Source organism: Sphingomonas lycopersici (assembly GCF_026130605.1).
Taxonomy (GTDB): domain Bacteria; phylum Pseudomonadota; class Alphaproteobacteria; order Sphingomonadales; family Sphingomonadaceae; genus Sphingomonas; species Sphingomonas lycopersici.
On record NZ_JANFAU010000018.1, the window covers coordinates 25,771 to 52,175 of the forward strand.

The window sequence follows — 26,405 nt, forward strand, 5'->3', positions numbered from 1 at the left end:
GCCCCCGCCTTCGCGGGGACGCAATGCCGGCTCTTACGCGGCGATCGCGTAAGGCTTGATCTCGCCGGACAAATAGAGCTTGCGCGCCTTGGCGCGGCTGAGCTTGCCCGAGCTGGTGCGCGGCAGCGTGCGCGGCGGGATCAGCTCGATCACGCAATTCATCCCCGTCACTGCGCGCACGCGATCACGGATCTCCTCGCGCAGCCGGGTCCGTTCGGCATCGTCGGAGGTGCGGCATTGCACCAGCACTGCCGGCGTCTCCTCGCCCCCGGGGGTGGTGATCGCGAAGGCGGCGATATCGCCCTGCTTGAAGCCGGGGAGCTGCTCCACCGCCCATTCGATGTCCTGCGGCCAGTGGTTGCGGCCGTTGACGATGATCATGTCCTTGGCGCGGCCGACGATGTAAATATAGCCGTCGGACATATAGCCCATGTCGCCGGTATCGAGCCAACCATCGTTCATGCAGGCGGCGGTTGCGTCGGGATCGCGGAAATAGCCAACCATCACCGACGGCCCGCTGCACCACACCTTGCCGATCGCGCGCTCGGGCAGCGGGGTGCCGTCCTCCTCGCGGATCTCGACGCGCATGTCGCGCACCGGCTTGCCGCAATTGACGATCGCGCGATAACGCTGCGGGCGATCTTGCCCCGCGGCGACCCCCGAAAGCTGCGTCTCCTCGACCAGCTCGACGCGGATGCCTTCGCCCGGCGGCATGATCGACACCGCCAGCGTCGCCTCGGCGAGGCCGTAGCTCGGCAGGAAGGCGCTGGCCTTGAACCCCGCGTCGGCGAAAGCGTCGACGAAGCCCTGCATCACGTCCGGCCGGATCATGTCCGCGCCATTGCCGGCGAGCCGCCAGCGCGACAGATCGAACCGGTCCGACGCACGCGTCTGGCTGGAGATGCGGCGCGAGCAGATGTCATAGCCGAAGGTCGGCGAATAGCTGATCGAGGTGCCCTGGTTGCGGCTGATCAGATCGAGCCACGCCAGCGGCCGGCGCGCGAAATCCTCGGTCTTGAGGTAATCGGTCGACACCTGATTGGCGATCGGTGACAGGAAGCAGCCGACCAGCCCCATGTCGTGATACCAGGGCAGCCACGAAATGCAGCGATCGCTGTCGATCAGCTCCATGCCGTGCCCGTGCGCGGCGAGATTGTTGAGCAATGCGTGGTGGGTGATCGCGACGCCGTGGGGGAAGCGGGTCGAGCCGCTCGAATATTGCAGATAGGCGATATCGTCGCCCTTCGCCGTGGGCAGCGCGACCGGGGTCGGCTCGGTGGCGAGCAATTCGCCCCAGTCGACGCCCTGCACGCCGCCCGCCTCGGCGGCGGCGCCCGCCATCACCGCCAGCTCGGGCGGATAGATCAGCATCGTCGGGTCGCAGCTCGAAAGCTGGACGCGGAGCTGGTCGATATAGGATTCCTTGCCGCCGAACGAGGTCGGCAGCGGCAGCGGCACCGGCCACGCGCCGGCATAGACCGCGCCGAAGAACAATGCGGCGAATTCGGTGCCGGTTTCGGCGACCAGCGCGATGCGGTCGCCCGGCTTGATCCCCGCAGCGACTAGTCGCCACGCCGCGGCCAGCGCGTCGCGACGCAACGCGGAGAACGGATAGGCGCGGGTCAACGCCCCGCGCGCATCATGGAAATTCAGCCCACGGGTGCCCTGCGCCGCATAATCGAGCGCCTCGCCCAGCGTCGCGAAATCCGCGAACCGGCGCGGCAGCGCATCCTGCGTGGGGGTCGATTGGAGGGTAGTCATTCCAGAATTTAACCTTTCGCGCGCCCCTTCCCGGACGCAAGCTCGCGCAATGGCGGCCCTTCCGCGCCCGGCGCGTTCAAATTCGTTCGTCACTGTGGCAACAACATGGCGTGACCCGCGAACGCCACGCTTTGCCCCGCCCGCTCGATGCTGCCGCGCTCGATCAGCTCGCCTTACGCTATGTCGAGCGTTTCGCCACCACCCGCGGCAAGCTGGCCGATTATCTGCGCCGCAAGGTGCGCGAACGCGGTTGGCAGGGCGCGCCGGTCGATCCGGCGGCGGTCGCCGAGCGGATGGCGGCATTGGGCTATGTTAACGATCGCGCCTTTGCGGCGATGCGCGCGGCATCGCTCGCGCGGCGCGGGTTCGGCGCGCGCCGTGTGGCGCAGGCGCTTCATGCGGCGCAGATCGACGCCGAGGATACTGCCGCCGCGCTCGCCGAACTAGCGGAAGAGCCGGGGGCGGAGGCGCAGCCGCTGCGCGCGGCGCTGGCCTTCGCGAAGCGCCGTCGCTTCGGCCCGTGGGCGCGCGCGGCGCCCGATGCGCGGCTGGTCGAACGCCAGGTCGCGGCGATGATTCGCGCGGGGCACGCGCATGCGCTGGCGCGGCGAATCGTCACCAGTCCGCCGGGTGTGCCATTCGAGGGCGAGGAATGAGCCGCCCCCAATGGTTTCGCTGTTGTACACCGCGCCAAAGATGCTAGCGTAACGATCGTTGGGGGACGGGTAAAAATACGTGCGTAGCGACATGCCTCGCGATGCGGATGACCGCGAACAGGAGACAGGCGTGTCCGACGCCGAACCGGCTGTGCGTGTTTCGGGCACGCTCAAATGGTTCGACGTGACGCGCGGCTTCGGCTTTCTCGTGCCGGATTCCGGCGATACCGGCGACGTGCTGATCCATTTCAGCGTGCTCCAGCCGCACGGCCGGCGCAGCCTGCCCGAGCGGACGCGGGTCGAGGCGATCGCGGTCAAGCGCAATCGTGGCTTTCAGGCGACCGAGATCCTGTCGATCGACACCTCGAACGCGATCGATCCCGCGCCGCCGCGCGATACGACCCGCGTCGATCCCGCCGCATTGCTCGACGAGGCGGGCGATTGGGAGCCGGTGCTGGTGAAATGGTTCAACCGGCTCAAGGGTTATGGCTTCCTCGTCCGGCCCGACGGCGATCAGGACATCTTCGTCCATATGGAAACGCTGCGCCGCGCCGGCGTTCAGGAGGTCGAGCCCGATCAGCGGCTGCGCGCACGCGTGGTCGACGGGCGCAAGGGGCCGCTCGCGGTCGCGGTCGCGCTGGAGGACTGACATGTGGCGGATCGTGGCGGGAGCGATGCTTGCGGCGCTCGTCGCGGGCTGCTCGGGCGGCAACGTATCGGCATCGGCGACGACCTCGGGTGACGGCTCCGGGGGCGGGGGCAAGGGGAATGCCGCGCTCGTCACGGTGACGGTACAGAGCAGGAACGGCGCGCACGTCTTTCAGGTCGAGGCCGCGCGCACCGCCGCGGCGCAGGAGCGCGGGCTCATGTTCCGCACCGATATCCCCAAGGACGGCGGGATGCTGTTTGCGCCCTATCCGCCCGACGGCCCGCCGCGCGCGGCGAACTTCTGGATGAAGGACACGCCGAGTTCGCTCGACATCCTGTTCATCCGCCCCGATCACACGATCGCGCGGATCGAGGAGAATACCGTGCCTTTCTCGCAGACGTTGATCTCGTCGGGCGAGGCGGTCGCGGCGGTGCTGGAGATCAACGGCGGCCGCGCCGGCGAGCTCGGCATCAACGAGGGCGACAAGGTAAGCTGGGATAGATAGCCGCAGGAACTCCCCTCCCTTCACCAGGGAGGGGAGAGGGGCGCGAGGTATTGAAAGCGCGGTTGAAGCCTCCGCGCTTCGGGGCTAAGCGCAGGCGCATGGGCATCAATCTGAACCCCTTCACCTGGTGGAACGGCGCGACCGTCGGCACCTGGTTCGGCCTTCGCGGCAAGACGCGCGTCGGCGAGGATTCGCTCGGCAACGTTTATTACGAGGGCGGGGCGGATACCGCCGGCCGCCCGCGTCGCTGGGTGATCTATCGTGGCGCGAACGACGCGAGCCGCGTCCCGCCCGAATGGTTCAGCTGGCTGCATCATCATGTCGACGACGTGCCCGATCGTGCGCTGCCCGCGCCGCGTCGCTGGGAAAAGCCGGCGGTGCCCAACATGACCGGCACCGCGCTCGCCTATCGTCCGCCGGGCGCGCTGGAGAAGGGCGGCGTCCGCGCGCCTGCGACCGGCGATTACGAGGCGTGGAGCCCCGAGGCGTGAAGCGTGCGCTGGCGGCGGGCGCGCTCGTCGCCGCATTGGCCGGGGTCGGCCTGTGGCAGGGGAGTCGCTGGCTCAACGGCGGCGCGACCAGGCCCAATACGCCGGAGGTGTCGCAGGCGGTTCCCGCCGGTACGAATGGATCGGGCGGCGTCACGACCGTCGGCGGCGACAGCGCAGCGGCCGATGCCGGGACGACGCCGATGGCACAGCGAGTCGCGGTGATCGGCATCCTCAACAAGCGCAACGGCGTCAGCCGCGAGCTGACGATGAAGCCGGGGCAGGCGGTTCAGGTCGGCGATACGATCGTCCGCCTGCGCGCGTGCGAGACCACCGCGCCATGGGAACAGGAACAGCTGACCGGCGCGTTCGTCCAGCTCGACGTGCGCGGCGTGGACAAGGCGTGGCACCGCGCTTTTTCAGGCTGGCTGTTCAAGGAACGGCCCGGGCTCAACGTGGTGCAGCACCCGGTTTACGACGTCTGGGCCAAGAGCTGCACGATGTCCTTCCCGGCGAAGGGCGCGGAGACCGACGTGATCGCCGCCTCCACCGCGAAGAAATCCGCCGGCGCTTCCGCCGGGGCGAACAGCGACGATGCCGCGCCGGGCGACGATGCGCCGGTCGCCGAGACCAAGCCGGCCAACGCCTCGCCCAGCAACACCATGTAATCGGCGCGATCGATCTCCACCGCGCCCAGCGAGGCGAGGTGTTCGGTCATGAACTGGCAATCGAGCAAGGTGAACCCGCCGGCACGCAGCCGCGCGACCAAAGCGGCGAGCGCGACCTTCGAGGCATTGGTCGCACGGCTCACCATACTCTCGCCGAAAAAGGCGCGGCCGAGCACGAGGCCATAGAGCCCGCCGACCAGCGAATTGCCGTGCCAGCATTCGATCGAATGCGCATGCCCGGTCTCGTGCAGCCGCAGGAAGACCTGTTCGATCGAGCGGTTGATCCAGGTCTCGGGGCGATCGCTCGCGGCCTCGGCGCACAGCCGGATCACCGCCGGGAAGGCGCGGTCGGCGGTGACGCGGAAATGATCGGCGAGGATCGTCTTGCGCAGCGAGCGCGACAGGTGGAAGCCGTCGAGCGGCATGATCGCGCGGCGCCGCGGCTCGACCCAATAGACCCCGGGCGCGTCCCGCCCGTCGGCCATCGGGAACACGCCGACCGAATAGGCGCCGAGCACCATCGCCGGGTCGAGCCGTTCGAAGCTCATGAAGCGAGACGTCGTTCGATCCTTTGCCAGATATCGAGGAAGGCTGCCGCCGCGGCGCTGCGCGGCGCGGCTTCGCCTACCGCGCGATGCGCCGCGGCGGATGCCTCCACCACGCTTGCCATCGGGATGACCGGCCAGTCGGGCCGCGCCGCCACTGCCTCCTGATGCATCCGCCGGCGGCGATCGACCAGAGCGTGGACCGGCAACGTCGCGGTCTTGCCGCCGAGATGCCGTTCGACCTCGTCATAGGCGCGCTGCGCGAGCGGGGAGGGGACGACCGGGATGACGATCAGATCGGCGGCGCGCGCCGCCTGATCGGCGGTCTCGGTCAGTCCCGGCGGGCAATCGAGGATCACGCGGTCGTAGTCGCCGAGCCCGGCGATCAGCTTCGACAGCCGCTTCTTCTTGTCCATTTCGCGCAGCAGATGATCGAGCTCGCGCAACGAGGCGTCGGCGGGGAGCAGCTCGAGCCGCTCGACCGGGGTGTCGCGGATCAATTTGTGCGCGTCGACCTCGCGCGAGAAGGCGGCCTGCGCGCGATCGCGCTTCGATTCGCGCCCGAGGATCCAGCTTGCCGCGGCCTGCGGATCGAGATCCCACAGCAAGGTGCGTCGCGCGGACCGCGCCGCCGCGCACCAGGCGAGATTGACCGCCAGCGTCGTCTTACCGACGCCGCCCTTGAGGCTATAGACCGCGATTGTCGCCATAGGCCGAAGGTGCCGCGCCGCGCGGCGGCTGGCAAGTGCTCGCCGTCAAATGAAAAAGGGCCGGCGTATCGCTACGCCGGCCCGTGTGATGGGAAATGTCGACCGGTTAGGACTTGCAGCTCTGCTCGCCCTTGCCACCCGCGGTCAGCGTGATGTGCGACGGATCGCCGGTCAGCTTCCAGCCACCCTCGGCGACCAGCGGATCGCCCGCCTTCTCGGCCTTCAGCGTGGTCGGCGCGCCGTCCTTCTTGGTCTTGACGATCGCCTGCTTGTCGCCCTGGAAGAAGGTGACATAGACGAGGCTGTTGTCCTTGCAGCGGAAGGTCTTTTCAGCCTTGATCGCCGGCGGCAGCTCGACAGCGCCCTTGTTGGCGAGCTGAGCGGCCATGGGATCGGGGTTGGTGTCGATCACTTCGGCCTTTTCCGGCTTCGAATTGCAGGCGGAAAGCGCGACCAGCGCGACGGCGGCGGGAACGAGGAAAAGGGTCTTCATAGCGTCGCGACGCCATACCCGCGGCGGGGCTATCGTCAAGGCGGCAAAACCGATTCGCGACAATATTTATGCCCCAAATGTCTCGTTTTGCCGCGCAATCATGCGAGAAACCCGGCCAGCGCATCCCATTGCGGCTGTTTGAGCTCGATTTTCACCGTGTGGAGCGGGCTCGACGAGGGCAGCGCGACCAGCGCCAGATCGCGCCCCGCGAGCAGCGGGCGGCCGAGCCGCAGCGCGGTGCCGCCGTTGAACGCCACCGCGCGCAGATCGGGCAGCGAGTCGGTCAGGGTGGTGAGGTCATTGGCGTCATGTTCGCGGATCGCGGCGTCGGTGCTGCCGATGCGGCGGGCGGAGGCGATCACGTCCCACAGCCCGATCCGCGCCTCGCGCAGCGCGGCGAGTCGCGCTTCATAGCGCAGCGCCGCGAGGTCGCGGCCGATCGCATGGCCGACCAGTCGCCAGAACTGATTCTGCGGATGCGCATAATAGCGCTGCTCCGCCAGGCTGCGCTCGCCGGGCAGGCTGCCGAGGATCAGCACCCGCGTGTGCTGGTCGACGACCGGGGGAAAGGATGATTTCCGTGTCATGCCAAAGTCTAACTCTCCGTCGCCTGGGCTCAAGACCGGGGCGACGGCGCAATCGCGCTGTCTTTAGCCCCTGAAAGTCCGAGCGAGGTTGCCACGCGGCGCCGGGCGCGCCATTTCATGCGTCATGCTCACCACCGCCCGCGACACGCTTGCGCTGATCGGCAACACCCCGCTCGTCCGGCTGAAAGGCCCGAGCGAGGAGACCGGCTGCGACATTTTCGGCAAATGCGAATTCGCCAACCCCGGCGCCAGCGTGAAGGATCGCGCGGCCCTGTTCATCGTCGAGGATGCCGAGGCGCGCGGCCAGCTCAAGCCCGGCGGGACGATCGTCGAGGGCACCGCGGGCAATACCGGGATCGGGCTGGCGCTGGTCGCCAATGCCAAGGGCTATCGCACGATCATCGTGATGCCCGACACCCAGTCGCGCGAGAAGATGGATACGCTGCGCGCCTTGGGGGCGGAGCTGGTGACGGTGCCGGCGGCGCCCTATTCGAGCCAATATCATTTCGTTCATACCTCACGCCGCATCGCCGAGGAGACGCCGGGCGCGATCTGGGCCAATCAGTTCGACAATATCGCCAACCGCAAGGCGCATATCGCGGGCACCGCCGAGGAGATCTGGGCGCAGATGGACGGGCGCGTCGACGGGTTCACCTGCGCGGTCGGCACCGGGGGCACCTTTGCCGGGGTCGGCATGGGGCTCAAGGCGAAGGACGAGAAGGTGACGATCGCGCTGAGCGACCCCTTTGGCGCCGCGCTCTATTCCTATTACGCCTGCGGCGAACTGAAGGCCGAAGGGTCGTCGGTCGCCGAAGGGATCGGGCAGGGGCGGATCACCGCCAATCTGGAGGGCGCGCCGGTCGACACGCAATTCCGCATCCCCGATCAGGAAGGGCTCGACTGGGTGGCGCGGCTGCTCGACGAGGAGGGGCTGTGCCTCGGCCTGTCGTCGGGGATCAATGTCGCCGGGGCGGTGCGCCTCGCGCGCGAGCTGGGGCCGGGCAAGCGGATCGCGACGATCCTGTGCGATACGGGTTTCCGTTACCTTTCCACGCTCTACAACCCGGAATGGCTCGCCGACAAAGGCTTGCAGCGCGGATAACATTGTAAAATTCGACAAAGGCACGATGTTGCGTTACCCTCGCGCGACGGATGAAGACCGAAATACCTACCCCTAATCAGACAGCAGCGAACCAGACGGCACAGCGCGTGCGCGTCGGCATGATCGGCCTTGCCGCGGTCGTGCTGCTGATCGGGCTCGCCAGCGCGATCTTCAGCGCGGCGAGCCACGAGAAGCCCGTCGCGACGATCGACGCCCCGAAGGCGGAGGCGGTCGCCAATATGACGCTGGCCAACAATACCGTCCCGGCCGCGACCGCGCCGAACGAGCCGCTCGCCGAACTCGGCGTCGCGCCCGCCACGACCAACGGCGCCGCGCCGGCCACGCCGCACCACTGAGCGCCCGATGCAGCACGATCCGCTGCTTCCCTTGGCCGTCAGCCGGAGCTGATCCGACATGACGACTGATTCCACGATGTCCGCGCGATCGCCGGGGAAGAATGGGGAAATCGCCCCCGTTTCCCCGATTGTCCCCGATTCCGGCGCCCTCATTGCGCGAACGGAAGTGGAACAACATTGCCCCACGCCCATGTTCGAGGGAGGAAAACCCCCCGATTAGGCGCGTTTTCCCCGACTTACCCCAGATTTCCCTTCCCATCCCCGAAGAGCCCTGATATCTATCAGAGCTGCAGAGGGGCGGACTCGCTGTATTCAATCTTCGCAAGCACCGGGCGGCCGGGGTGGCCGATTTCCGGGCCGGAGAAGCGCGTCCGTCGCCGGGTGAGGTGGGCGTGTCGGAAAGGGTCGACTATCAGGGAAAGGGTATCGCGCTCGTCGACGAGAAGTCGCGGGTTGCCATCCCGAACACCCTGCGCGCCATGCTCGCGAAGAATTCCCCGCGCGCAGACGGCAAGGACGGCGGGACCGTCATCATCGCCCCGCATCCAGAGCATCGCTGCCTGATCGCTTATGATCCGAAGTTCGTGCCCTTCTGGAAGGCGCGGCTGGAGCAGCTCGATGCCGCGCAGTTCGAGAAGAGCGGGCGCACCGATTACAATATCCTCGATCGCGCCGGCGGTGCCGAGCCCTTGCCGTTCGACGGCAGCGGGCGGTTCATCATGCCGGCGTTCGAGCGCAAATATGCGCGGATCGGCAATGTCGCCTTCTTCCACGGATCGTTCCACTGGATCACGATCTGGAGCCCGAAGATCCTGATCGAGACGCCGGGGATCGACCCGTTCCTCAAGGAATATGTCGAGTTCGCCTGCGAGGAAAAGGGGTATGCGCTGTGACCGCGCCGGCCGACCCCCATATCCCGGTGCTGCTCGACGAGGTGCTGGCGGCGCTTGCCCCGGCGCCCGGTGAGACGATGGTCGACGCGACCTTCGGCGCGGGGGGCTACACCCGCGCGCTGCTGACAAAGGGCGCGCGGGTGTTCGCCTTCGATCGCGACCCCGATGCGATCGCCGCCGGGCGTGCGCTGGAAAGCGCCGAAGCGGGCCTGATCCTCGTGCCGGCCGAATTTTCCGCCCTGGCCGGCGAGCTCGATGCGCGCGGCGTGCCCCCGGTCGATGGCGTGGTGATGGATATCGGCGTCTCGTCGATGCAGCTCGACCGGCCTGAGCGCGGCTTCTCCTTCCAGGGCGACGGGCCGCTCGACATGCGCATGTCGCAATCGGGGCCGTCGGCGGCCGATTTCGTCAACACCGCGGACGAGGCGCTGATCGCCGACGTGCTGTGGCGTTACGGCGAGGAGCCGCGTTCGCGCCGCGTGGCGAAGGCGATCGTCGCGGCGCGCCCGCTGACCACCACCGGCGCGCTGGCGCAGGTCGTGCGGCGTGCGCTGGGGCATCGGCCGCACGACAAGAAGGATCCGGCGACGCGCGCTTTCCAGGCGATCCGCATCCATGTGAACCGCGAACTGGAGGAGCTCGCCCGCGGGCTCGCCGCGGCGGAGCGGGTGCTGGCGCCGGGCGGGCGGCTGGCGGTGGTGACGTTTCACAGCCTGGAGGACCGGCTGGTGAAGCGCTTCCTGCGTGAGCGCAGCGGATCGACCCCGGCGGGGTCGCGGCACCGGCCGGAAGCGCGCGAGGCGCGGTCCCCGAGTTTCGAGCCGGCGGCGAAGGCAGTGCGCCCGAGCGCGGCGGAAGTGGCACGCAACCCCAGGGCGCGGTCGGCGACGCTGCGCACCGCGCGGCGCACCGCCGCCGCGGCCTGGGATGCCGGTGCCGAGTTTGTGGAGGCGTAACGATGGCAGCGACGTATCGATTGAAAGGTCTGGGTTGGTTCGGCGGCGTGGTGATCGTGTCGCTGGGCTTCTATCTGGTCTCGCTTCAGGTCGCGGCCGAGCGCAAGCGGCTCGAGCAGGTCAATGTCCGCATCGGCCTCGCCCAGCGCGATATCCGCGCGCTGGAGACCGAGTTCGACGTGCGCTCCAACCTGACCCAGCTCGAACGCTGGAACGGCGACACGCTGGCGCTCGCCTCGCCGACCGCCGGCCAGTTCGTGCGTGACGAGGGGCAGCTCGCCTCGATCAACTTCGACCGTGGCGTCCCGGCGCAGGTCCCGGGCCAGCAGCAGGGCGCAGTGCGCACCGCGTCGCTGCTCGTGCCGTCGTCGCCGGGGCCGGTCCGCGCTGCTGCGCCGGCGCCGGTGATCGACGAGGCCCCCGCGGTGGCGGTCGCCGCCGCGCGGCCCGCGACCTTGATGAAGGTGTCGGCGCATAGCGGCGATGCCGCGCCGCGGCTGATCCCGGCGGTGGTGATGCACGGCGATCTCGCCGACGCGACCGTCGCGGCGCGCAAGGCCAAGGCGAAGGATAAGCCCGCGGCCGACCGGCCCGCGCCGAAGCTCGCGGCGGCGGTGGTGATGCATGCCGAACTGGCCTCGTCCGCGCCGATCTCGCGCAAGGCGAAGGCGGTGGCGATGCTCGACAAGTCGCTGCTCAGCGACACGACGATGGGCGATCTGGCGAGCGGCGCGCGCGCCGAGGCACGGCGGCTGCGTTGACCTCGCTGGTCGCGCGCCCTGCTCGATCGGTAAAAGCCAGCGAGGCGCGCCACGCGCTGCTCGCGACGCAGCATCTGCGCCTGATGATGCTGATGCTGCTGTTCGCCGCTGCGGTGACCTTGGTCGTCGGGCGGCTCGCGTGGCTCGCGATCGAGGGGCGGCCGACGCGACCCGCGATCCTCGGCGCCGCGCTGCGCGGCGATATCGTCGATCGCAACGGCGAGCCGCTTGCGCGGACGATCGACGCCTGGGCGATTGGCGTCCATCCCGATCGCCTGCTCGGCGACCGCAGCGAGATCGCGCAGAAGCTCGCCGATCTGATGCCCGATATCGGCAGCCAGCAATGGTTCTACGCGCAGATCACCAAGAAGGTATCGTTCACCTATCTCAACCGTCGCGCCAGCCCCGCCTTGGTCGAGGCGGTCAATGCGATCGGCGAGCCGGGGATCGTGTTCGAGCGGGAGTCGCAGCGGCTCTATCCGCAATCGTCGCTCGCCGCGCATGCGCTCGGCTATCTCTCGACCGACGGCAAGGGCATGGCCGGCATGGAGCGCGCGCTCAACGCGCGGCTGACCGATCCGGCGCAGAACGGCACCCCGGTGCAGCTGTCGATCGACAGCCGCGTGCAGGCCGCGATGGAAAGCGAACTCGGCCGCGCGATGAACGACATGCAGGCCAAGGGCGCGGGCGGGATCGTGCTCGACGTCCACACCGGCGAAGTGATCGCGATGGTCTCCTTGCCCTATTTCAATCCCAACCGCGTCGGGATGGCCGGCACCGAGGAGCTGCGCAACAACGTCACCCAGTCGGTCTACGAGCTCGGCTCGACCTTCAAGCCTATCGCGATGGCGGCGGCGATCGATTTCGGCGTCGTCACCGACATGAGCCGCCGGTTCGATGCGACCGCGCCGATCAAGGTCGGCGGCTATACGATCCACGACGATCGCGGGCACGAGCAGAAGCGCTGGCTCAACATCCCGGAAACATTGATCTATTCGTCGAACATCGCCACCGCGCGGATCGCCGATGAGGTCGGTGCGGAGCGGATGCAGACGATGTTCCGCCGGCTCGGCTTCAGCACCAAGCCCGATATCGAACTGGTCGAAAAGGGGCGGCCGATCTGGCCGACCTATTGGGCGCGCACCACGGTGATGACCACCGCTTACGGCCACGGCATCGCGGTGACCCCGTTGCACCTCGCGAGCGCCTATGCCGCGCTGGTCAACGGCGGGATCTGGCGCCCGGCGACCCTGCTCAAGGCCCAGCCCGGGCATGAAGCCAAGGGGCGCCGCGTGCTCCAGCAATCGACCAGCGACCGGATGCGTCAGCTGCTGCGGCTCGTCGTGCTCGACGGCACCGGGCGTCGCGGCGAGGCGCCGGGCTATCGCGTCGGCGGTAAGACCGGCACCGCCGAGGTGGCGCAGCGCGGCGGCTATGCCCGGAACACCAACGTCTCGACCTTCGCCTCGGCCTTCCCGATGGACGCGCCGCGCTATGTCGTGATCGTGATGATGGATTCGGCCAAGCGCGTGCAGGCCAATTCGTTCCAGACCACCGCTGCCTATACCGTCGCCCCGGTGGTCAGCCGGGTGGTCAGCCGCACCGGCGCGCTGCTCGGGGTGATCCCCGATGATCATCGCGACATCGACGAAAGCGACCTCAATCCGCTGCTGTGGAAGGCGCCCAACAAAAAAGAAGAAAAAGGGAGCGCGGAATGAAGCTCGGCCAGATCACCGGCGGAAACGAAGCCGCGCAGGTGACCGGCTTCGCGATCGATCATCGCAAGGTCGCGCCGGGCAATGTGTTCGGCGCGTTCGAGGGCCAGCGCGTCAACGGCGAGGATTATATCCCCGCGGCGATCGCCGCCGGCGCGGTCGCAGTGGTCGCCCGGCCCGGCGCGACGGTCGAAGGCGCGGCGCATATCGCGAGCAGCAACCCGCGCGCCACCTTCGCCGCGCTCGCCGCGACCTTCTTCGCGCCGTTTCCGGCGGTGTCGGTGGCGGTCACCGGTACCAACGGCAAGACCTCCACGGTCGAGATGACGCGCCAACTGTGGCGGATGGCCGGATATCATGCCGCCTCGATCGGCACCCTGGGCGTCTCGACCGCAGACGATCAGGTGACGACCGGGCTCACCACCCCCGATGTGGTGACCTTCCTCTCCAATGTCGCCGGGCTGGCGCGCGAGGGGGTAACGCATCTCGCATTCGAGGCGTCGAGCCACGGCCTCAGCCAATATCGCACCGAGGGCGTGCCGGTGGCGGCGGCGGCCTTCACCAATCTGAGCCGCGATCACCTCGATTATCACGGCGACATGGCGGCCTATTTCACCGCCAAGCTGCGGCTGTTCTCCGAAGTGCTGAGCGATGACGGCACCGCGGTGGTGTGGGTCGACGATCCGCAGTCCGAACGGGTGATCGATCTCGCCCGCGCGCGCCGCAACAAGCTGGTGACGGTCGGCGAACATGGCGACACGCTGCGGCTGGTGTCGCGCGATCCGACCTTGCTCGGGCAGGGGCTGGTGATCGCCGCCGAGGGGCGCGAGCATAAGGTGACGCTGCCGCTGATCGGCGCCTATCAGGCGGCCAATGCCCTGGTCGCGGCGGGGCTGGTGATCGCCACCGGAGGTGATGTCGCGACGACGATCGCCAATCTGGCGCGGCTCCAGCCGGTGCGCGGGCGGCTCGAACGCGCGGTGATCGCCCCCAGCGGCGCACCGGTCTATGTCGATTATGCGCATACCCCCGATGCGCTGGAGGCGGCGATCGCGGCGCTGCGCCCGCATGTTGCGGGGCGGCTGATCCTGGTGTTCGGCGCCGGCGGCGACCGTGACGCCGGCAAGCGCGAGCCGATGGGGCAGATCGCCGCCGCGGCGGCGGATATCGCGATCGTCACCGACGATAACCCGCGCAGCGAAGATCCGGCGGCGATCCGCGCCGACATTCTGGAGGGCGCGCCCAACGCGCTCGAAATCGGCGACCGCCGCACCGCGATCGCCGAGGCGATCCGCATGGCCGGCGCGGAGGATATCGTGCTGATCGCCGGCAAGGGGCATGAACAGGGCCAGATCGTCGGTGATCTCGTCCTGCCGTTCGACGATGTAACTGTCGCAAGGGAGGTAGCGTGAAAAGGAAGATCAACATCCCCGCCCGTCCGTTCGCCCAGGTGGACGGCGAGAAGCGCCCGCGCGAGCGTCGCAAGCTCGGGCTGCGATACGAACTGGTCACCGGCGATGCGGTGAGCGGGCTGCGTTGACGCGGCCCTGATCCTATAGCCGGGTGATGACGCTCTGGACCTCAGCCGAGATCGCGGCCGCCACCGGCGGCACGCCTTCTGCCGACTTCGCCGTTTCGGGGGTCGCGTTCGACAGCCGTGAGATCGGCAGCGGCGATCTGTTCGTCGCGATGAAGGGCGCGGAAACCGACGGCCACAAATTCCTCGATGGAGCCTTCGCGCGGGGCGCGGCGGGTGCGCTGGTATCGCAAGATACCGCGCACCCTTACGTCCGCGTCGCCGATACCTTCGCCGCGCTGGAGGATCTGGGCCGCGCGGCGCGGGCGCGGATGCAGGGCAAGGTGATCGGCGTCACCGGGTCGGTCGGCAAGACCTCGACCAAGGAGGCGCTGTTCGCCGCGCTCGATCGCGGCGCGCGCGGCGCGGTGCATCGTTCGGTCAAGAGCTACAACAACCACACCGGGGTCCCGCTCAGCCTCGCGCGGATGCCGCGCGACACGCGCTTCGGCGTGTTCGAAATGGGGATGAGCCACGCCGGCGAGCTCGCGCATCTCACCGCGCTCGTCCGGCCGCATATCGCGATCGTCACCGCGATCGCCCCGGCGCACACCGAATTCTTCCCCGACGAAAGCGCGATCGCCGATGCCAAGGGTGAGATCTTCCGCGGGTTGGAGCCCGGCGGGGTGGCGATCGTCCCTTATGACAGCCCGCATCGCGACCGGCTGATCGCGGCGGCCACGCCTTATGCCGCGCGGATCGTCACCTTCGGGCGCGATGCCGGCGCCGATGTCCACCCGGTCGAGGCGATGCGGCTGGCGAACGGCACCTTCGTCACCGCCAGGGTCGGCGAGCGCGAGCTGAGCTTCACGATCGCCCAGCCGGGCAATCACTGGGTGTCCAACGCGCTGGCGGTGATCGCGGCGGTCGATGCGGCGGGCGGCGATCTCGGGCTGGCGGGGCTCGCTTTGGGCGAGCTCGGCGGGCTGCAAGGGCGCGGCGAACGCTTCACCGCGACGGTCAAGGGAGGCGAGGCGCTGGTGATCGACGAGAGCTACAACGCCAACCCCGCCTCGATGGCGGCGACGCTGGCGGTGCTGGCGCACGAGCCCGGGCGGCATGTCGCGGTGCTCGGAGAGATGCGCGAACTGGGCGAGGCGAGCGACGCCTATCACGCCGCCTTGGCCGAGCCGGTGCTGGCCGCGCACGTCGAAACGGCGCTGCTGGTCGGCGAAAAGATGACGCCGCTGGCGGAGGCCCTTGAGGGGCGCGTCGATTTCGTCCATGTGCCCGATGCCGCAAGCGCGCTGGATCGTCTGGCTCAGATGATCGCGCCGGGCGATGCGGTGCTCGTCAAGGGATCGAACGGAGTCGGGCTGTCGCGCGTCGTCGCGGCGCTCGCCGGGGGCGTGTAAAAGTGTTGTACCTGATCGCCGAGAGCCTCGGTTTCCCGAGTGTCCTCAATCTCATCCGCTATCTTTCCTTCCGTACCGGCGGCGCGGTGGCGACGGCCCTGTTCATCGGGCTGATCATCGGGCCGAAGTTCATCGGCTGGCTGCGCGTGCGGCAGGGCAAGGGCCAGCCGATCCGCGCCGACGGGCCGCAGACCCATCTCGCCAAGCGCGGTACGCCGACGATGGGCGGGCTGATGATCCTCACCAGCCTCAGCCTCGCGATCCTGATCTGGATGGATCTCAGGAATCCGTTCGTCTGGGCCAGCCTGTTCGTGACGCTCGGCTTCGGCGCGATCGGGTTCATGGACGATTACGACAAGGTGACCAAGGCGACCACCGCCGGGATACCGGGGCGGGTGCGGCTGCTGCTCGAATTCCTCATCGCGGGCGCCGCGGCGTGGATCATCAGCCAGGAGAACGGCACCGGGCTGTTCCTGCCGTTCACCAACCGTTACTATCTGGAATTAGGGTATCTTTACCCACTGTTCGCCGCCTTCACGATCGTATCGTTCGGCAATGCGGTCAATCTGACCGACGGGCTCGACGGGCTGGCGACGATGCCGGTGATCATCGCCGCGGTGGCGTTCATGATCATCGCCTATCTCGCCGGCAACGTGAAATTCGCCGATTATCTCGGCATTCCGCACGTGCCGCGCGCGGGCGATCTGGCGATCTTCTGCGGCGCGATGGTCGGGGCGGGGCTCGCCTTCCTCTGGTATAATGCGCCACCCGCGGCGGTGTTCATGGGCGATACCGGCAGCCTCGCGCTCGGCGGCGCGCTGGGGACGATCGCGGTGATCGCGCATCACGAGATCGTGTTGGGGATTATCGGCGGGCTGTTCGTGGTCGAGGCCTTGTCGGTGATCATCCAGGTCGCGGTGTACAAGCGCACCGGCAAACGCGTGTTCCGCATGGCGCCGATCCACCACCATTTCGAACAATTGGGCTGGAGCGAGCCGACGGTGGTGATCCGATTCTGGATCATCGCCTTGGTGCTCGCGCTCGCCGGGCTTTCGACGTTGAAGCTGCGGTGAAAAGGATGCGCACATCCTTTTCACCGCATCCCCGCGCAGGCGGGGATCTCATGCCGCAAGCACATGCGACCACCCCGGCGAAGGCCGGGGTCCAGCATCGGGCCGGTCGTAACTGGACCCCGGCCTTCGCCGGGGTGGTTACAGAGTGCGGGAGAACGGGCGCGTGATCGTCTCCTCCTCCTGGCGCGGCAAACGTTATGCGGTGCTCGGTCTCGCGCGGACCGGCGTGGCGACGGTGCGCGCGCTGGTCGCGGGTGGCGCCGACGTCACCGCCTGGGACAGCAACGCCGACCGGCGCGAGGGGATAGAAGGCGCGACGATCGCCGATCTCGATACGATCGACCTCGCCCGGTTCGACGCGCTTGTCGTCTCCCCCGGGGTCCCGCTCAACACCCACCCGCTCGCGGCCAAGGCGCGCGCGGCGGGGGTGGCGATCACCGGCGATATCGAGCTGTTCGCCGAGGCGCGCGCCGAGCTGCCGCCGCACAAGGTGGTCGGCATCACCGGCACCAACGGCAAATCGACCACCACCGCGCTCGTCACGCATATCCTGAAGCAAGCCGGCATCCCCGCGCTGATGGGCGGCAATATCGGGCTGCCGATCCTCGCGCAGGCGCCGCTACCGGCCGGCGGGGTCTATGTGCTCGAACTGTCGAGTTATCAGATCGATCTGACCCACAGCCTCGATTGCGATGTCGCGGTGCTGCTCAACCTCACCCCCGATCATCTCGATCGCTACGACGGCTTTGCCGGCTATGCCGCGTCCAAGGCGCGGCTGTTCGCGATGCAATCGCCCGCGCATGAGGCGGTGATCGGGATCGGCGACGTGCCCTCGGCCGAGATCGCCCGGTCATTGTCGGCGCGCGCCGAACACCTCACCAAGATCGCGCCGGGCGTATGCCTCGATCAGTCGCGCTGGCCGAGCCTGCAGGGGCCGCATAATGCGCAGAACGCGCTCGCCGCGATCGCGGTGGCCAAGGTGCTGGGCGTCGACGAAGCGACGATCGATCGCGCGCTGGAGAGTTTCGCCGGCCTCCCGCATCGCATGGAAAAGGTGGGGGAGGTCCACGGCGTCGCTTATGTCGACGACAGCAAGGCGACCAATCCCGAAAGCACCGCGCCGGCGCTCGGCGCCTTCCCGCGGGTGCATTGGATCGTCGGCGGGCGCGCCAAGGGCGACGATCTCGATGCCTGCCGCCCGTGGTTCGACCATGTCGTCCGTGCCTATACGATCGGCGAGGCCGGGGCGCGGTTCGCCGCGATCCTGCGCGACGTGATGCCGGTCGAGGAAGCGGGGACGCTGGCGACGGCGGTGGAGCGCGCGGCGCAGGCGGCGCAGCCGGGGGAAACCGTGCTGCTGTCGCCCGCGGCGGCTTCCTTCGATCAGTTCCGCGACTATGAGCATCGCGGACAGGCATTTCGCGACGCGGTGGGGGCGCTGGCATGAGCGAGGAAAAGGCCGAGATCCTGAACGAGGCGGGGCTCCGTGCGCGGCTCAAGGGGCGCGGCGGGCGCGGCGATCGTTCGCCGCTCGGCACGTGGTTCTGGGATACCGATCGCGTATTGCTGCTGCTGACGCTCGGGCTGATCGCGGTCGGGCTGCTCGCGGTGGCGGCGGCGAGCCCGGCGAGCGCGGTGCGCTATTCGGGCGAGCATATGAAATTCCCGCCGCTCTATTATTTCTGGCGGCAGGTGATGTGGGTGGCGGTATCGCTGCCGGTGCTGTTCGTCACCTCGATGCTGCCGGTCAACACCGCGCGGCGGCTCGCGGTGCTCGGCTGCGGCGTGTTCGCGGGGCTGCTCGCGCTCACCCCGCTGATCGGCGTGACGGTGAACGGCGCGCGGCGCTGGATCGGCTTCGGCGTCGCGCAATTCCAGCCGTCCGAATTCCTCAAGCCGTGCTTCATCGTCACGATCGCCTGGCTGCTTTCGCTGCGCGCGCGCGACCAGGACCTGCCGGTCACCACGATCACCTTTGCGATCACCGTCGCGGTGGCGGGGATGCTGATGCTCCAGCCCGATCTGGGGCAGACGATCATCTTCTGCGCGGTGTGGCTGGCGCTGCTGATGATCGCGGGCACGCCGATGCGGACGATCGCGGGCTTCGTCGCGATGGCCCCCGCGGCGCTGGTCGCGGCCTATATCTTCTACGGCACCGCGCGCGCGCGGATCGACGCCTTTCTGTTCCCCGATGCCGAGGGGACGGGGGCGAGCGACCATTTCCAGACCAACGCCGCGCATGCCACGCTCACCGCCGGCGGGTGGACCGGCACCGGCCCCGGCGGCGGCACGGTGAAATTCGGGCTTCCCGAAGCGCACACGGACTATATCTACTCGGTCATCGGCGAGGAGTTCGGATTGATTGCGTGTATGGTGATCGCGGTGACGTTTCTGGCGATCGTGGTGCGCGTCTTCGTGAAACTGCTCGACGAACAGGATAATTTCAAATTGCTCGCGGCCGGCGGGCTCGCCACGCAGTTCGGCGCGCAGGCGCTGGTCTCGATGGCGGTCAACACCGGCCTCGCGCCGTCAAAGGGCATGACGTTGCCGTTCATCAGTTATGGCGGTTCATCGATGGTCGCGCTGTCGATCGGGATGGGCCTGTTGCTTACCTTCACGCGGCGCAATCCGTTCCTGCTGCGCAGCCCCTATGTCACGCGCTGGGGGCCGCTATGACGCGCCCGCGGCACTTCGTTCTCGCGGCGGGCGGTACGGGCGGGCACATGGTGCCCGCTGCTGCATTAGCCGAAGAACTGATCCGGCGCGGGCATCGCGTCGCGCTGGTGTCCGACGAACGCGGGGTGCGCTTCCCCGGGCTGTTCGACGGGGTACAGACGCATGTGCTGCCCGCCGGGCGGTTCAGCGGCGGCCCGGTCGGCTGGGCCAAGGCGGCGCGCGAGATGTGGCGTGGCCGGGCGATGGCGCGCCAGCTCTATCGCACCTTCACCCCGGCGGCGGTGATCGGTTTCGGCGGCTATCCCGCTTTCCCGGCGCTGGCGGCGGCGTTCGCCGAGAAGATCCCGACCGCGATCCACGAGCAGAATGCGGTGCTCGGGCGGGTCAACCGGCTGGTCGCGGCGCGGGTCGATGCGATCGCCACCTCTTATGCCGAGACCCAGCGATTGAAGCCGAAACTGCTCGGCAAAACCCATTGCGTCGGCAATCCGGTGCGCGACAATGTCCTCGCGCTGCGGGCGAAGCCTTATCCGCTGCTCGAGGAGGACGGCATCTTCCGTGTCCTCGTCACCGGCGGGTCTCAGGGGGCGAGCGTGCTGAGCCAGGTGGTGCCCGACGGGCTCGCGCTGCTCCCCGTCGCCTTTCGTCGCCGGCTGCAGGTGACGCATCAGGCGCGGATCGAGGATATCGACGCCGCGCGCGCCAAATATGCCGAGCTCGATATCGCCGCCGATCTCGCGACCTATCTCCCCGACCTGCCCGAACATCTCGGCTGGGCGCATGTCGTGATCGCGCGTGCCGGCGCCTCGACGATCGCCGAACTGACCGTCGCCGGGCGCCCCGCGATCCTCGTGCCCTTGCCCTCGGCGACCGACGACCACCAGACCGCCAATGCGCGCGAGATGACGCTTGCGGGCGGTGCGCGGACGATCGCGCAGCGCCAGTTCACCCCGTCGGAACTCGCCAAGCAGATGCAGAAACTCGGTCTCGATCCTGAAGCGCTCGAAAATGCCGCGGGTCGCGCCCGCGCCTGCGGCAAGCCAGATGCGGCGCGCGATCTGGCCGATCTGGTCGAAAGCCTCGACGCGCCGAGCATCGCGCTCCCGGTCGGCCCGGTGGTGCGCAAGGAGGCGTTCGCGTGAAGGGCGTCCCCACCAATATCGGCACGATCCATTTCGTCGGCATCGGCGGGATCGGCATGTCGGGGATCGCCGAGGTGATGAACAACCTCGGCTATGCGGTGCAGGGCTCGGACGTCGCCGAAGGCTATGTCGTCGAGGGGCTGCGCGCCAAGGGCATCGCGGTCGCGATCGGGCATAAGGCGGAAAATCTCGGCGATGCGGCGGTGGTCGTCACCTCCACCGCGATCAAGCGCGGCAACCCCGAGGTCGAGGCTGCGCTCGAACGCCGCATCCCGGTGGTGCGCCGCGCGGAGATGCTCGCCGAACTGATGCGGCTCAAATCGACCGTCGCGGTGGCGGGGACGCACGGCAAGACCACCACCACCTCGATGGTCGCGGCGCTGCTCGATGCGGGCGGGGTCGATCCGACCGTGATCAACGGCGGGATCATCAACAGCTATGGCAGCAACGCCCGGCTGGGCGACAGCGACTGGATGGTGGTCGAGGCCGACGAAAGCGACGGCAGCTTCCTGCGGCTCGACGGCACGATCGCGGTGGTCACCAATATCGATCCCGAGCATCTCGATCATTACGGGGATTTCGAACGCGCTAAGGCGGCTTATGCCGAATTTATCGAAAACGTGCCCTTCTATGGCGCGGCGCTGCTGTGCCTCGATCACCCCGAGGTGCAGGCGCTGATCCCACGGGTGCGCGACCGGCGCATCGTGACCTATGGCTTCGCCGCCTCGGCCGACGTGCGCGGGGTGAATGTCGTGCCTTATCCCGGCGGCAATCGCTTCGAGGCGATCATCCGCCACCGCGACGGTACCGCGCGCTCGATCGAGCATATCGATCTGCCGATGCCCGGCCGCCACAATGTCCAGAATGCGCTGGCAGCGATCGGCGTCGCGCTCGAACTCGGTATCGACGATGCGACGATCCAGAAGGGGTTCGAGAAGTTCGGCGGGGTCAAGCGCCGCTTCACCAAGGTCGGCGAGGTGCGGGCGGACGACGGCGTGGCGACGATCATCGACGATTACGGCCACCACCCGGTCGAGATCCGCGCGGTGCTCGCGGCGGCGCGCGAGAGCGCGGCGGGGCGGGTGATCGCGGTGGTCCAGCCGCACCGCTACACGCGGCTCGCCAATCTGATGGACGACTTCCAGAGCGCGTTCAACGACGCCGACATGGTCTATGTCACCCCGGTCTATGCCGCGGGCGAGGCGCCGGTCGAGGGCGCCGATGCCGAGGCGCTGGTCGAGGGGCTCAAGCGGCGCGGGCATCGCGCGGCGGCGACGGTGGCTGATGCCGATGCGCTCGCTGACGTGCTCGCGGGCGCGGTGCGCGGCGGGGACCAGATCGTCTGCCTCGGCGCGGGCGATATCACCAAATGGGCCGCCGGGCTCGGCCCCGCGATCGACGCGCGACGATGAGCGTCGCCCTCGCCTTGCCCGAGGTCGCCGGCCGGCTGACCCCCGATGCGCCGCTTGCGCCGCTCGTTTGGTTCAAGGCGGGCGGCGCGGCGCAATGGCTGTTCGAGCCGAAGGACGCCGACGATCTTTCGCGCTTCCTGTCGCGGCTCGATCCGGCGGTGCCGGTGATGGCGCTGGGGCTCGGCTCCAACCTGATCGTGCGCGACGGCGGGGTGCCCGGCGTGGTGGTGCGGCTCGGTAAGCCCTTCGCCAGGGTCGAGGCGATCGATGCGACGACGCTGGTCTGCGGCGGCGGGGCGAGCGGCATCCTCGTATCCTCCACCGCGCGCGACGCGGGGATCGCGGGGGTGGAGTTCCTTCGCTCGATCCCCGGCACGGTCGGCGGGTTCGTGCGGATGAACGGCGGCGCGTACGGCAGCGAGACCGCGGATATCCTCGTCGAATGCGAGGTGGTGCTGCGCTCGGGCGAGCGGCGCGTGCTGGAGGTGGCCGAGCTTGGCTATACCTATCGCCATTCCGACCTGCCCGAAGGCGCGGTGGTGGTGAGCGCCACCTTGCGCGGGCGGCCCGGCGAGCCGGCGGCGATCCAGGCGGAGATGGACCGTATCGCCGCGTCGCGCGAAGCCTCGCAGCCGCTGCGTTCCAAGACCGGGGGCTCGACCTTCAAGAACCCGCCGGGTGAGAAGGCATGGGCGCTGGTCGATTCCGCGGGTTGCCGGGGGTTGCGCATCGGCGACGCGCAGGTAAGCGAGAAGCATACCAATTTCCTCATCAACCTCGGCGGCGCGACCAGCGCCGATATCGAGGCCTTGGGCGAGGAAGTGCGCGCGCGGGTGAAGGCCAAAAGCGGCGTCGCGCTCGAATGGGAAATCCAGCGGGTCGGGGTGGCGAAATGATGCGCGCCGTCCATCCGTGGAGCAAGAAAGGGCAGGGCTTCGACAAGCTCAGTCCGAACGATATTTGCGGTGGGGCTATCGCTCATCCCGTTCGCCCTGAGCTTGTCGAAGGGCTGTCTTTCTTCGTGCAGCGGGCGGCGCCGTCTGCGGCACGGCCCAATCCCAAAACCTTCCCTGAAGGGCAGGGGCTCAAGTTGTTCGTATCGCAAGGAGTATCGCGTGTCTGATCGTCGTCCGCTTCACATCGTCGTGCTGATGGGCGGCTGGTCGGCGGAGCGCGAGGTGTCGCTGTCGTCGGGCAAGGGTATCGCTGAGGCGCTGGAATCGCTCGGGCATCGCGTCACGCGGATCGATATGGGGCGCGACGTCGCCGCGCGGCTCGCCGAGGCGAAGCCGGACGTGGTGTTCAACGCGCTCCACGGCACCCCCGGCGAGGACGGGTCGGTGCAGGGGATGATGGACCTGCTCGGGCTTACCTATACCCACTCCGGGCTCGCCACCTCGGTGATCGCGATCGACAAGATCCTGACCAAGAACCAGCTCGTCCCCCACGGCATCCCGATGCCGGGCGGTCGCGTGGTCAAATCGGCCGAATTGTTCGCCGGCGACCCGCTGGCGCGGCCCTATGTGCTCAAGCCGGTCAACGAAGGCTCGTCGGTCGGCATCGCGATCGTCACCGCCGACGGCAATTACGGCACGCCGATCGGGCGCGATGTCGAGGGGCCGTGGCAGCATTTCGAGGAATTGCTCGCCGAACCCTATGTCCGCGGGCGCGAGCTGACCACCGCGGTGCTCGGCGATCGCGCGCTCGGCGTGACCGAATTGCGCCCCAAGAGCGGCTTCTACGATTATGACGCCAAATATACCGAGGGGCTGACCGAGCATATCTTCCCGGCGCAGATCCCCGACGAGATCACCGAGGCGTGCAAGTCGATCGCGCTCGAGGCGCATCGCCTGCTCGGCTGCAAGGGGTGCAGCCGCGCCGATTTCCGCTGGGACGACGAGCGCGGGATCGACGGATTGTTCCTGCTCGAGGTCAACACCCAGCCGGGGATGACCCCGCTGAGCCTCGTCCCCGAACAGGCGCGGCATACCGGGATGAGCTATCCCGAGCTGGTGCAGGCGATCGTCGACGCGGCGTTGCAGGATCGGGCGTTGCAGGAGGAAGCGGTATGAGCCGACAGCCCGTCCGCCGCTCGCCGCCGCGCCGCCCGGGGGCGCCGCGCCGCAAGACCTCGTTCGGCGACCGGCTGATCGCCAAGCTGCCGATCAGCCACGATACCTTGCGCCGGATGGTCACCTGGACCTTCCTCGGCGTCGGCGGCGCGGCGGTGCTCGCCGGCGCGACCTGGTTCGGCGTGCCCGGGATGATCGGCGGCGCGATCGCCGAGAGCACCGGGCGTGCCGGGATGCGGGTCGAGCAGGTCGATATCACCGGCCTCAAGAAGATGGACCGCGAGACGGTCTATGCCGTCGCGCTGGAGAATCAGGCGGCGGAGCGGCCGTTGCTCGCGGTCGATCTCGATGCGGTGCGCAAGCGGCTCCTGGCCTATGGCTGGATCGCTGACGCTTATGTCTCGCGGCGCTTCCCCGATCGGCTGCTGATCCATATCGTCGAGCGCGAGCCGGCGGCGATCTGGCAGAACGAAGGACAATTGACGCTGATCGACGCCAATGGCGTGCTGCTCGCGCCGATCGACGCCGATCACATGCCCGCCGGGCTGCCTTTGGTGATCGGGCCGGGGGCGGCGCAGCAGGAGGCGGCGTATCAGCAATTGCTCGCCGCCGCGCCGGCGCTTCGCCCGCGCGTCAAGGCGGCGACCTGGGTCGGCAACCGGCGCTGGGATATCACCTTCGACAGCGGCGAGACCTTGCTGCTGCCGCAGGACAATGCGGCGCAGGCGTTGGTCAAATTCGCCGAGATGGAGGGCGCCAAGCCATTGCTGGGCAAGGGCTGGGTACGTTTCGATATGCGCGATCCGAACAAATTGGTCGCGCGCAAGCCGGGGCCGGACAGTAACCGCGCCGATGCCGACCAGGGGGAAAATGGCGGCAATGGCACGGGGAACGGCACCACCACCGAGACGCGCGTTGCGCGGACCGGCGATGTCTGAAGAAGGGGCGACGGGGACATGGCGAAGGCAGCACCGGAAGGACTGATCACCGCGCTGGACATCGGATCGTCGAAGATTTCGGCGATGATCGCCCAGAAGGGCGATGGCGGCGAGCTGATCGTGCTCGGCACCGGGCAGCGCGAGTCGCGCGGGGTGAAGCGCGGCTATATCGCCGACATGGCCGCGACCGAGGTGGCGGTGCGCGAGGCGGTCGAGCAGGCGGAGCGGATCGCGGGGATCAATATCGAGAATGTCTGGGCGGGCTTCTCCGCCGGCGGGCTGGTGTCCGACGAGGCGTTCATCGAGTCGGAGCTCAACGGCCACCGTATCGAACAGGCCGATATCGACGCCTTGCTGCAGGAAGGGCGCCAGTCGATCGATCCGCAGGGCCGGATGGTGCTCCACGCGCAGCCCGCGCTTTACACGCTCGACGGGCTCGATGGCGTCAAGAAGCCGATCGGGCTCCACGCCGACCGGCTCGGGGTGCACATCCATGTCATCGCCGCCGATGGTTCGCCGGTGCGCAACCTCGATCTGTGCGTCCGCTCGGCGCATCTGGAGGTCAAGTCGATCATCGCCGCGCCGGTCGCGACCGGGCTCGCCTGCCTCAGCGACGAGGAGCGCGATCTGGGGGTGGCGTTGGTCGAGATCGGCGCGGGGATCACCAATGTCTCGTTGTTCGCGGGCGAGATGCTCGTCGGATTGAAGTCGATCGCGATCGGCTCGTCCGACATCACCGACGATATCGCCTCCGCCTTCGGCACGACGCGCGGGCAGGCGGAGCGGATGAAATGTTTCCACGGCTCGGCGAATGCGAGCCCGCGCGACAATCATGAGATGATCACGATCCGCTTCCCCGAGAATGAGGAGGACGGCGACGCGCTGCAGATCACCAAGGCGGCGTTGATCGCGGTGATCCGCACCCGGCTGGAGCAATTGATGGGCGAGGTGCAGACCGCGCTCAAGGAATTGAAGTTCGAAGGCCCGATCAACCGCCAGGTGGTGTTGACCGGGGGCGGCGCGGAGCTAAAGGGCATCGCCGACTATGCGCAGCAGGTGCTCGGCCGCTCGGTGCGCGTCGGGCGGCCGCGCGGGCTGACCGGATTGCCCGAGGCACATGCCGGGCCGGGCTTTGCGACGCTCGCCGGGCTGGCATTTTTCGCGGCCAATGATCCGATCGATTTGCGCGGGCTGGTGCCGCAGCAGGCGCAGCAGGTTTATCGGCCGAAGGGGTTGAGGGCGCTCAAACGCCTCTTTCAGACGGTGAAGGCCAATTATTGAGGCTGCACAGTGGTTTTCGGCTGGCACGGTCGGAC

At 68.3% G+C, this 26,405-nt stretch carries 28 protein-coding genes and 1 pseudogene; 24 read left to right on the top strand and 5 right to left on the bottom strand.

Annotation, left to right across the window (positions count from 1 at the left end; translation table 11 throughout):
• Positions 1-33: 33 nt before the first annotated feature.
• A complete protein-coding gene (locus NED98_RS21410; protein ID WP_265314420.1) occupies positions 34-1,761 on the bottom strand; it encodes a fatty acyl-AMP ligase in 1,728 nt (575 codons plus the stop codon).
• A gap of 110 nt (positions 1,762-1,871) precedes the next feature.
• Here NED98_RS21410 and NED98_RS21415 point away from each other — a divergent pair, with 110 nt between their 5' ends.
• From NED98_RS21415 to NED98_RS21435, 5 genes and pseudogenes are all read left to right on the top strand, one after another.
• Positions 1,872-2,417, top strand: coding sequence for a regulatory protein RecX (locus NED98_RS21415; protein WP_265314421.1), 546 nt, complete (start codon positions 1,872-1,874; stop codon positions 2,415-2,417).
• A gap of 130 nt (positions 2,418-2,547) precedes the next feature.
• Positions 2,548-3,066 (top strand): cold-shock protein, encoded by a 519-nt coding sequence (locus NED98_RS21420; RefSeq protein ID WP_432423356.1) that lies wholly within the window; start codon positions 2,548-2,550, stop codon positions 3,064-3,066.
• Position 3,067: 1 nt separating this feature from the next.
• Positions 3,068-3,571: a DUF192 domain-containing protein gene (locus tag NED98_RS21425; RefSeq protein ID WP_265314422.1), complete on the top strand. Its 504-nt coding sequence runs from the start codon at positions 3,068-3,070 to the stop codon at positions 3,569-3,571.
• Positions 3,572-3,669: 98 nt separating this feature from the next.
• Entirely contained in the window at positions 3,670-4,062 is a 393-nt protein-coding gene (locus NED98_RS21430; RefSeq protein ID WP_179510764.1) for an NADH:ubiquinone oxidoreductase subunit NDUFA12, read from the top strand.
• A gap of 266 nt (positions 4,063-4,328) precedes the next feature.
• Positions 4,329-4,496 (top strand): annotated as a pseudogene (locus NED98_RS21435) (DUF2155 domain-containing protein); the annotation flags it as partial.
• Positions 4,497-4,531: 35 nt separating this feature from the next.
• Here NED98_RS21435 and aat read toward each other — a convergent pair.
• The 4 genes from aat to NED98_RS21455 all read right to left on the bottom strand — a co-directional run bounded on the left by aat (position 4,532) and on the right by NED98_RS21455 (position 7,062).
• Entirely contained in the window at positions 4,532-5,275 is a 744-nt protein-coding gene (aat, locus tag NED98_RS21440) for a leucyl/phenylalanyl-tRNA--protein transferase (protein WP_265314424.1), read from the bottom strand.
• Positions 5,272-5,982 (bottom strand): ParA family protein, encoded by a 711-nt coding sequence (locus NED98_RS21445; RefSeq protein WP_179510766.1) that lies wholly within the window; start codon positions 5,980-5,982, stop codon positions 5,272-5,274. The genes aat and NED98_RS21445 overlap by 4 nt, the downstream gene beginning before the upstream one ends.
• A 106-nt stretch (positions 5,983-6,088) precedes the next feature.
• Positions 6,089-6,475 (bottom strand): hypothetical protein, encoded by a 387-nt coding sequence (locus NED98_RS21450; RefSeq protein ID WP_179510767.1) that lies wholly within the window; start codon positions 6,473-6,475, stop codon positions 6,089-6,091.
• Positions 6,476-6,573: 98 nt separating this feature from the next.
• Entirely contained in the window at positions 6,574-7,062 is a 489-nt protein-coding gene (locus NED98_RS21455) for a DNA-deoxyinosine glycosylase (protein ID WP_265314425.1), read from the bottom strand.
• Between the two features lie 124 nt (positions 7,063-7,186).
• On the opposite strand from NED98_RS21455, the gene NED98_RS21460 reads away from it, so the two are divergent.
• The 19 genes from NED98_RS21460 (at position 7,187) to ftsA (ending at position 26,370) form a co-directional block, all read left to right on the top strand.
• Positions 7,187-8,164, top strand: coding sequence for a cysteine synthase A (locus NED98_RS21460; RefSeq protein ID WP_179510769.1), 978 nt, complete (start codon positions 7,187-7,189; stop codon positions 8,162-8,164).
• 107 nt (positions 8,165-8,271) lie between these two features.
• Positions 8,272-8,520, top strand: a complete 249-nt coding sequence (locus NED98_RS21465) for a hypothetical protein (RefSeq protein ID WP_265269059.1) — start codon at positions 8,272-8,274, stop codon at positions 8,518-8,520.
• Between the two features lie 341 nt (positions 8,521-8,861).
• Positions 8,862-9,413 carry a division/cell wall cluster transcriptional repressor MraZ gene (locus NED98_RS21470; protein WP_265314427.1) on the top strand — a complete coding sequence of 184 codons (552 nt, stop codon included), beginning with the start codon at positions 8,862-8,864 and terminating at the stop codon, positions 9,411-9,413.
• Positions 9,410-10,369 (top strand): 16S rRNA (cytosine(1402)-N(4))-methyltransferase RsmH, encoded by a 960-nt coding sequence (rsmH, locus tag NED98_RS21475; RefSeq protein ID WP_265314428.1) that lies wholly within the window; start codon positions 9,410-9,412, stop codon positions 10,367-10,369. Before NED98_RS21470 ends, rsmH begins: the two co-directional genes overlap by 4 nt.
• Before the next feature lie 2 nt (positions 10,370-10,371).
• Complete coding sequence (locus NED98_RS21480) at positions 10,372-11,130, top strand: hypothetical protein (RefSeq protein ID WP_265314429.1); 759 nt, start codon at positions 10,372-10,374, stop codon at positions 11,128-11,130.
• On the top strand, positions 11,127-12,848 hold the full coding sequence (locus NED98_RS21485) for a peptidoglycan D,D-transpeptidase FtsI family protein (protein ID WP_265314430.1): 1,722 nt from the start codon (positions 11,127-11,129) through the stop codon (positions 12,846-12,848). Before NED98_RS21480 ends, NED98_RS21485 begins: the two co-directional genes overlap by 4 nt.
• On the top strand, positions 12,845-14,257 hold the full coding sequence (locus tag NED98_RS21490; protein WP_179510774.1) for a UDP-N-acetylmuramoyl-L-alanyl-D-glutamate--2,6-diaminopimelate ligase: 1,413 nt from the start codon (positions 12,845-12,847) through the stop codon (positions 14,255-14,257). The genes NED98_RS21485 and NED98_RS21490 overlap by 4 nt, the downstream gene beginning before the upstream one ends.
• On the top strand, positions 14,254-14,385 hold the full coding sequence (locus NED98_RS21495) for a hypothetical protein (protein ID WP_265269061.1): 132 nt from the start codon (positions 14,254-14,256) through the stop codon (positions 14,383-14,385). The genes NED98_RS21490 and NED98_RS21495 overlap by 4 nt, the downstream gene beginning before the upstream one ends.
• Positions 14,386-14,411: 26 nt before the next feature.
• Complete coding sequence (locus tag NED98_RS21500; protein WP_265314431.1) at positions 14,412-15,776, top strand: UDP-N-acetylmuramoyl-tripeptide--D-alanyl-D-alanine ligase; 1,365 nt, start codon at positions 14,412-14,414, stop codon at positions 15,774-15,776.
• 2 nt (positions 15,777-15,778) lie between these two features.
• Positions 15,779-16,849 (top strand): phospho-N-acetylmuramoyl-pentapeptide-transferase, encoded by a 1,071-nt coding sequence (gene mraY, locus NED98_RS21505; protein WP_179510776.1) that lies wholly within the window; start codon positions 15,779-15,781, stop codon positions 16,847-16,849.
• A gap of 163 nt (positions 16,850-17,012) precedes the next feature.
• The gene (murD, locus tag NED98_RS21510) at positions 17,013-18,296 is read left to right on the top strand and encodes a UDP-N-acetylmuramoyl-L-alanine--D-glutamate ligase (protein WP_265314432.1); all 1,284 of its coding nucleotides are present in this window, start codon (positions 17,013-17,015) and stop codon (positions 18,294-18,296) included.
• Entirely contained in the window at positions 18,293-19,525 is a 1,233-nt protein-coding gene (locus tag NED98_RS21515; RefSeq protein ID WP_265269063.1) for an FtsW/RodA/SpoVE family cell cycle protein, read from the top strand. The genes murD and NED98_RS21515 overlap by 4 nt, the downstream gene beginning before the upstream one ends.
• On the top strand, positions 19,522-20,667 hold the full coding sequence (murG, locus tag NED98_RS21520; RefSeq protein ID WP_265269064.1) for an undecaprenyldiphospho-muramoylpentapeptide beta-N-acetylglucosaminyltransferase: 1,146 nt from the start codon (positions 19,522-19,524) through the stop codon (positions 20,665-20,667). Before NED98_RS21515 ends, murG begins: the two co-directional genes overlap by 4 nt.
• The gene (murC, locus tag NED98_RS21525; protein WP_179510780.1) at positions 20,664-22,079 is read left to right on the top strand and encodes a UDP-N-acetylmuramate--L-alanine ligase; all 1,416 of its coding nucleotides are present in this window, start codon (positions 20,664-20,666) and stop codon (positions 22,077-22,079) included. The genes murG and murC overlap by 4 nt, the downstream gene beginning before the upstream one ends.
• Complete coding sequence (gene murB, locus NED98_RS21530) at positions 22,076-22,975, top strand: UDP-N-acetylmuramate dehydrogenase (protein ID WP_265314433.1); 900 nt, start codon at positions 22,076-22,078, stop codon at positions 22,973-22,975. Before murC ends, murB begins: the two co-directional genes overlap by 4 nt.
• Positions 22,972-23,202 carry a hypothetical protein gene (locus tag NED98_RS21535; protein WP_265314434.1) on the top strand — a complete coding sequence of 77 codons (231 nt, stop codon included), beginning with the start codon at positions 22,972-22,974 and terminating at the stop codon, positions 23,200-23,202. Before murB ends, NED98_RS21535 begins: the two co-directional genes overlap by 4 nt.
• Positions 23,195-24,151, top strand: a complete 957-nt coding sequence (locus NED98_RS21540) for a D-alanine--D-alanine ligase (protein WP_265269068.1) — start codon at positions 23,195-23,197, stop codon at positions 24,149-24,151. Before NED98_RS21535 ends, NED98_RS21540 begins: the two co-directional genes overlap by 8 nt.
• A complete protein-coding gene (locus NED98_RS21545; RefSeq protein ID WP_265269069.1) occupies positions 24,148-25,089 on the top strand; it encodes a cell division protein FtsQ/DivIB in 942 nt (313 codons plus the stop codon). Before NED98_RS21540 ends, NED98_RS21545 begins: the two co-directional genes overlap by 4 nt.
• 18 nt (positions 25,090-25,107) lie before the next feature.
• Positions 25,108-26,370 (top strand): cell division protein FtsA, encoded by a 1,263-nt coding sequence (gene ftsA, locus NED98_RS21550; protein ID WP_265269070.1) that lies wholly within the window; start codon positions 25,108-25,110, stop codon positions 26,368-26,370.
• The last annotated feature ends 35 nt before the right edge of the window (positions 26,371-26,405 follow it).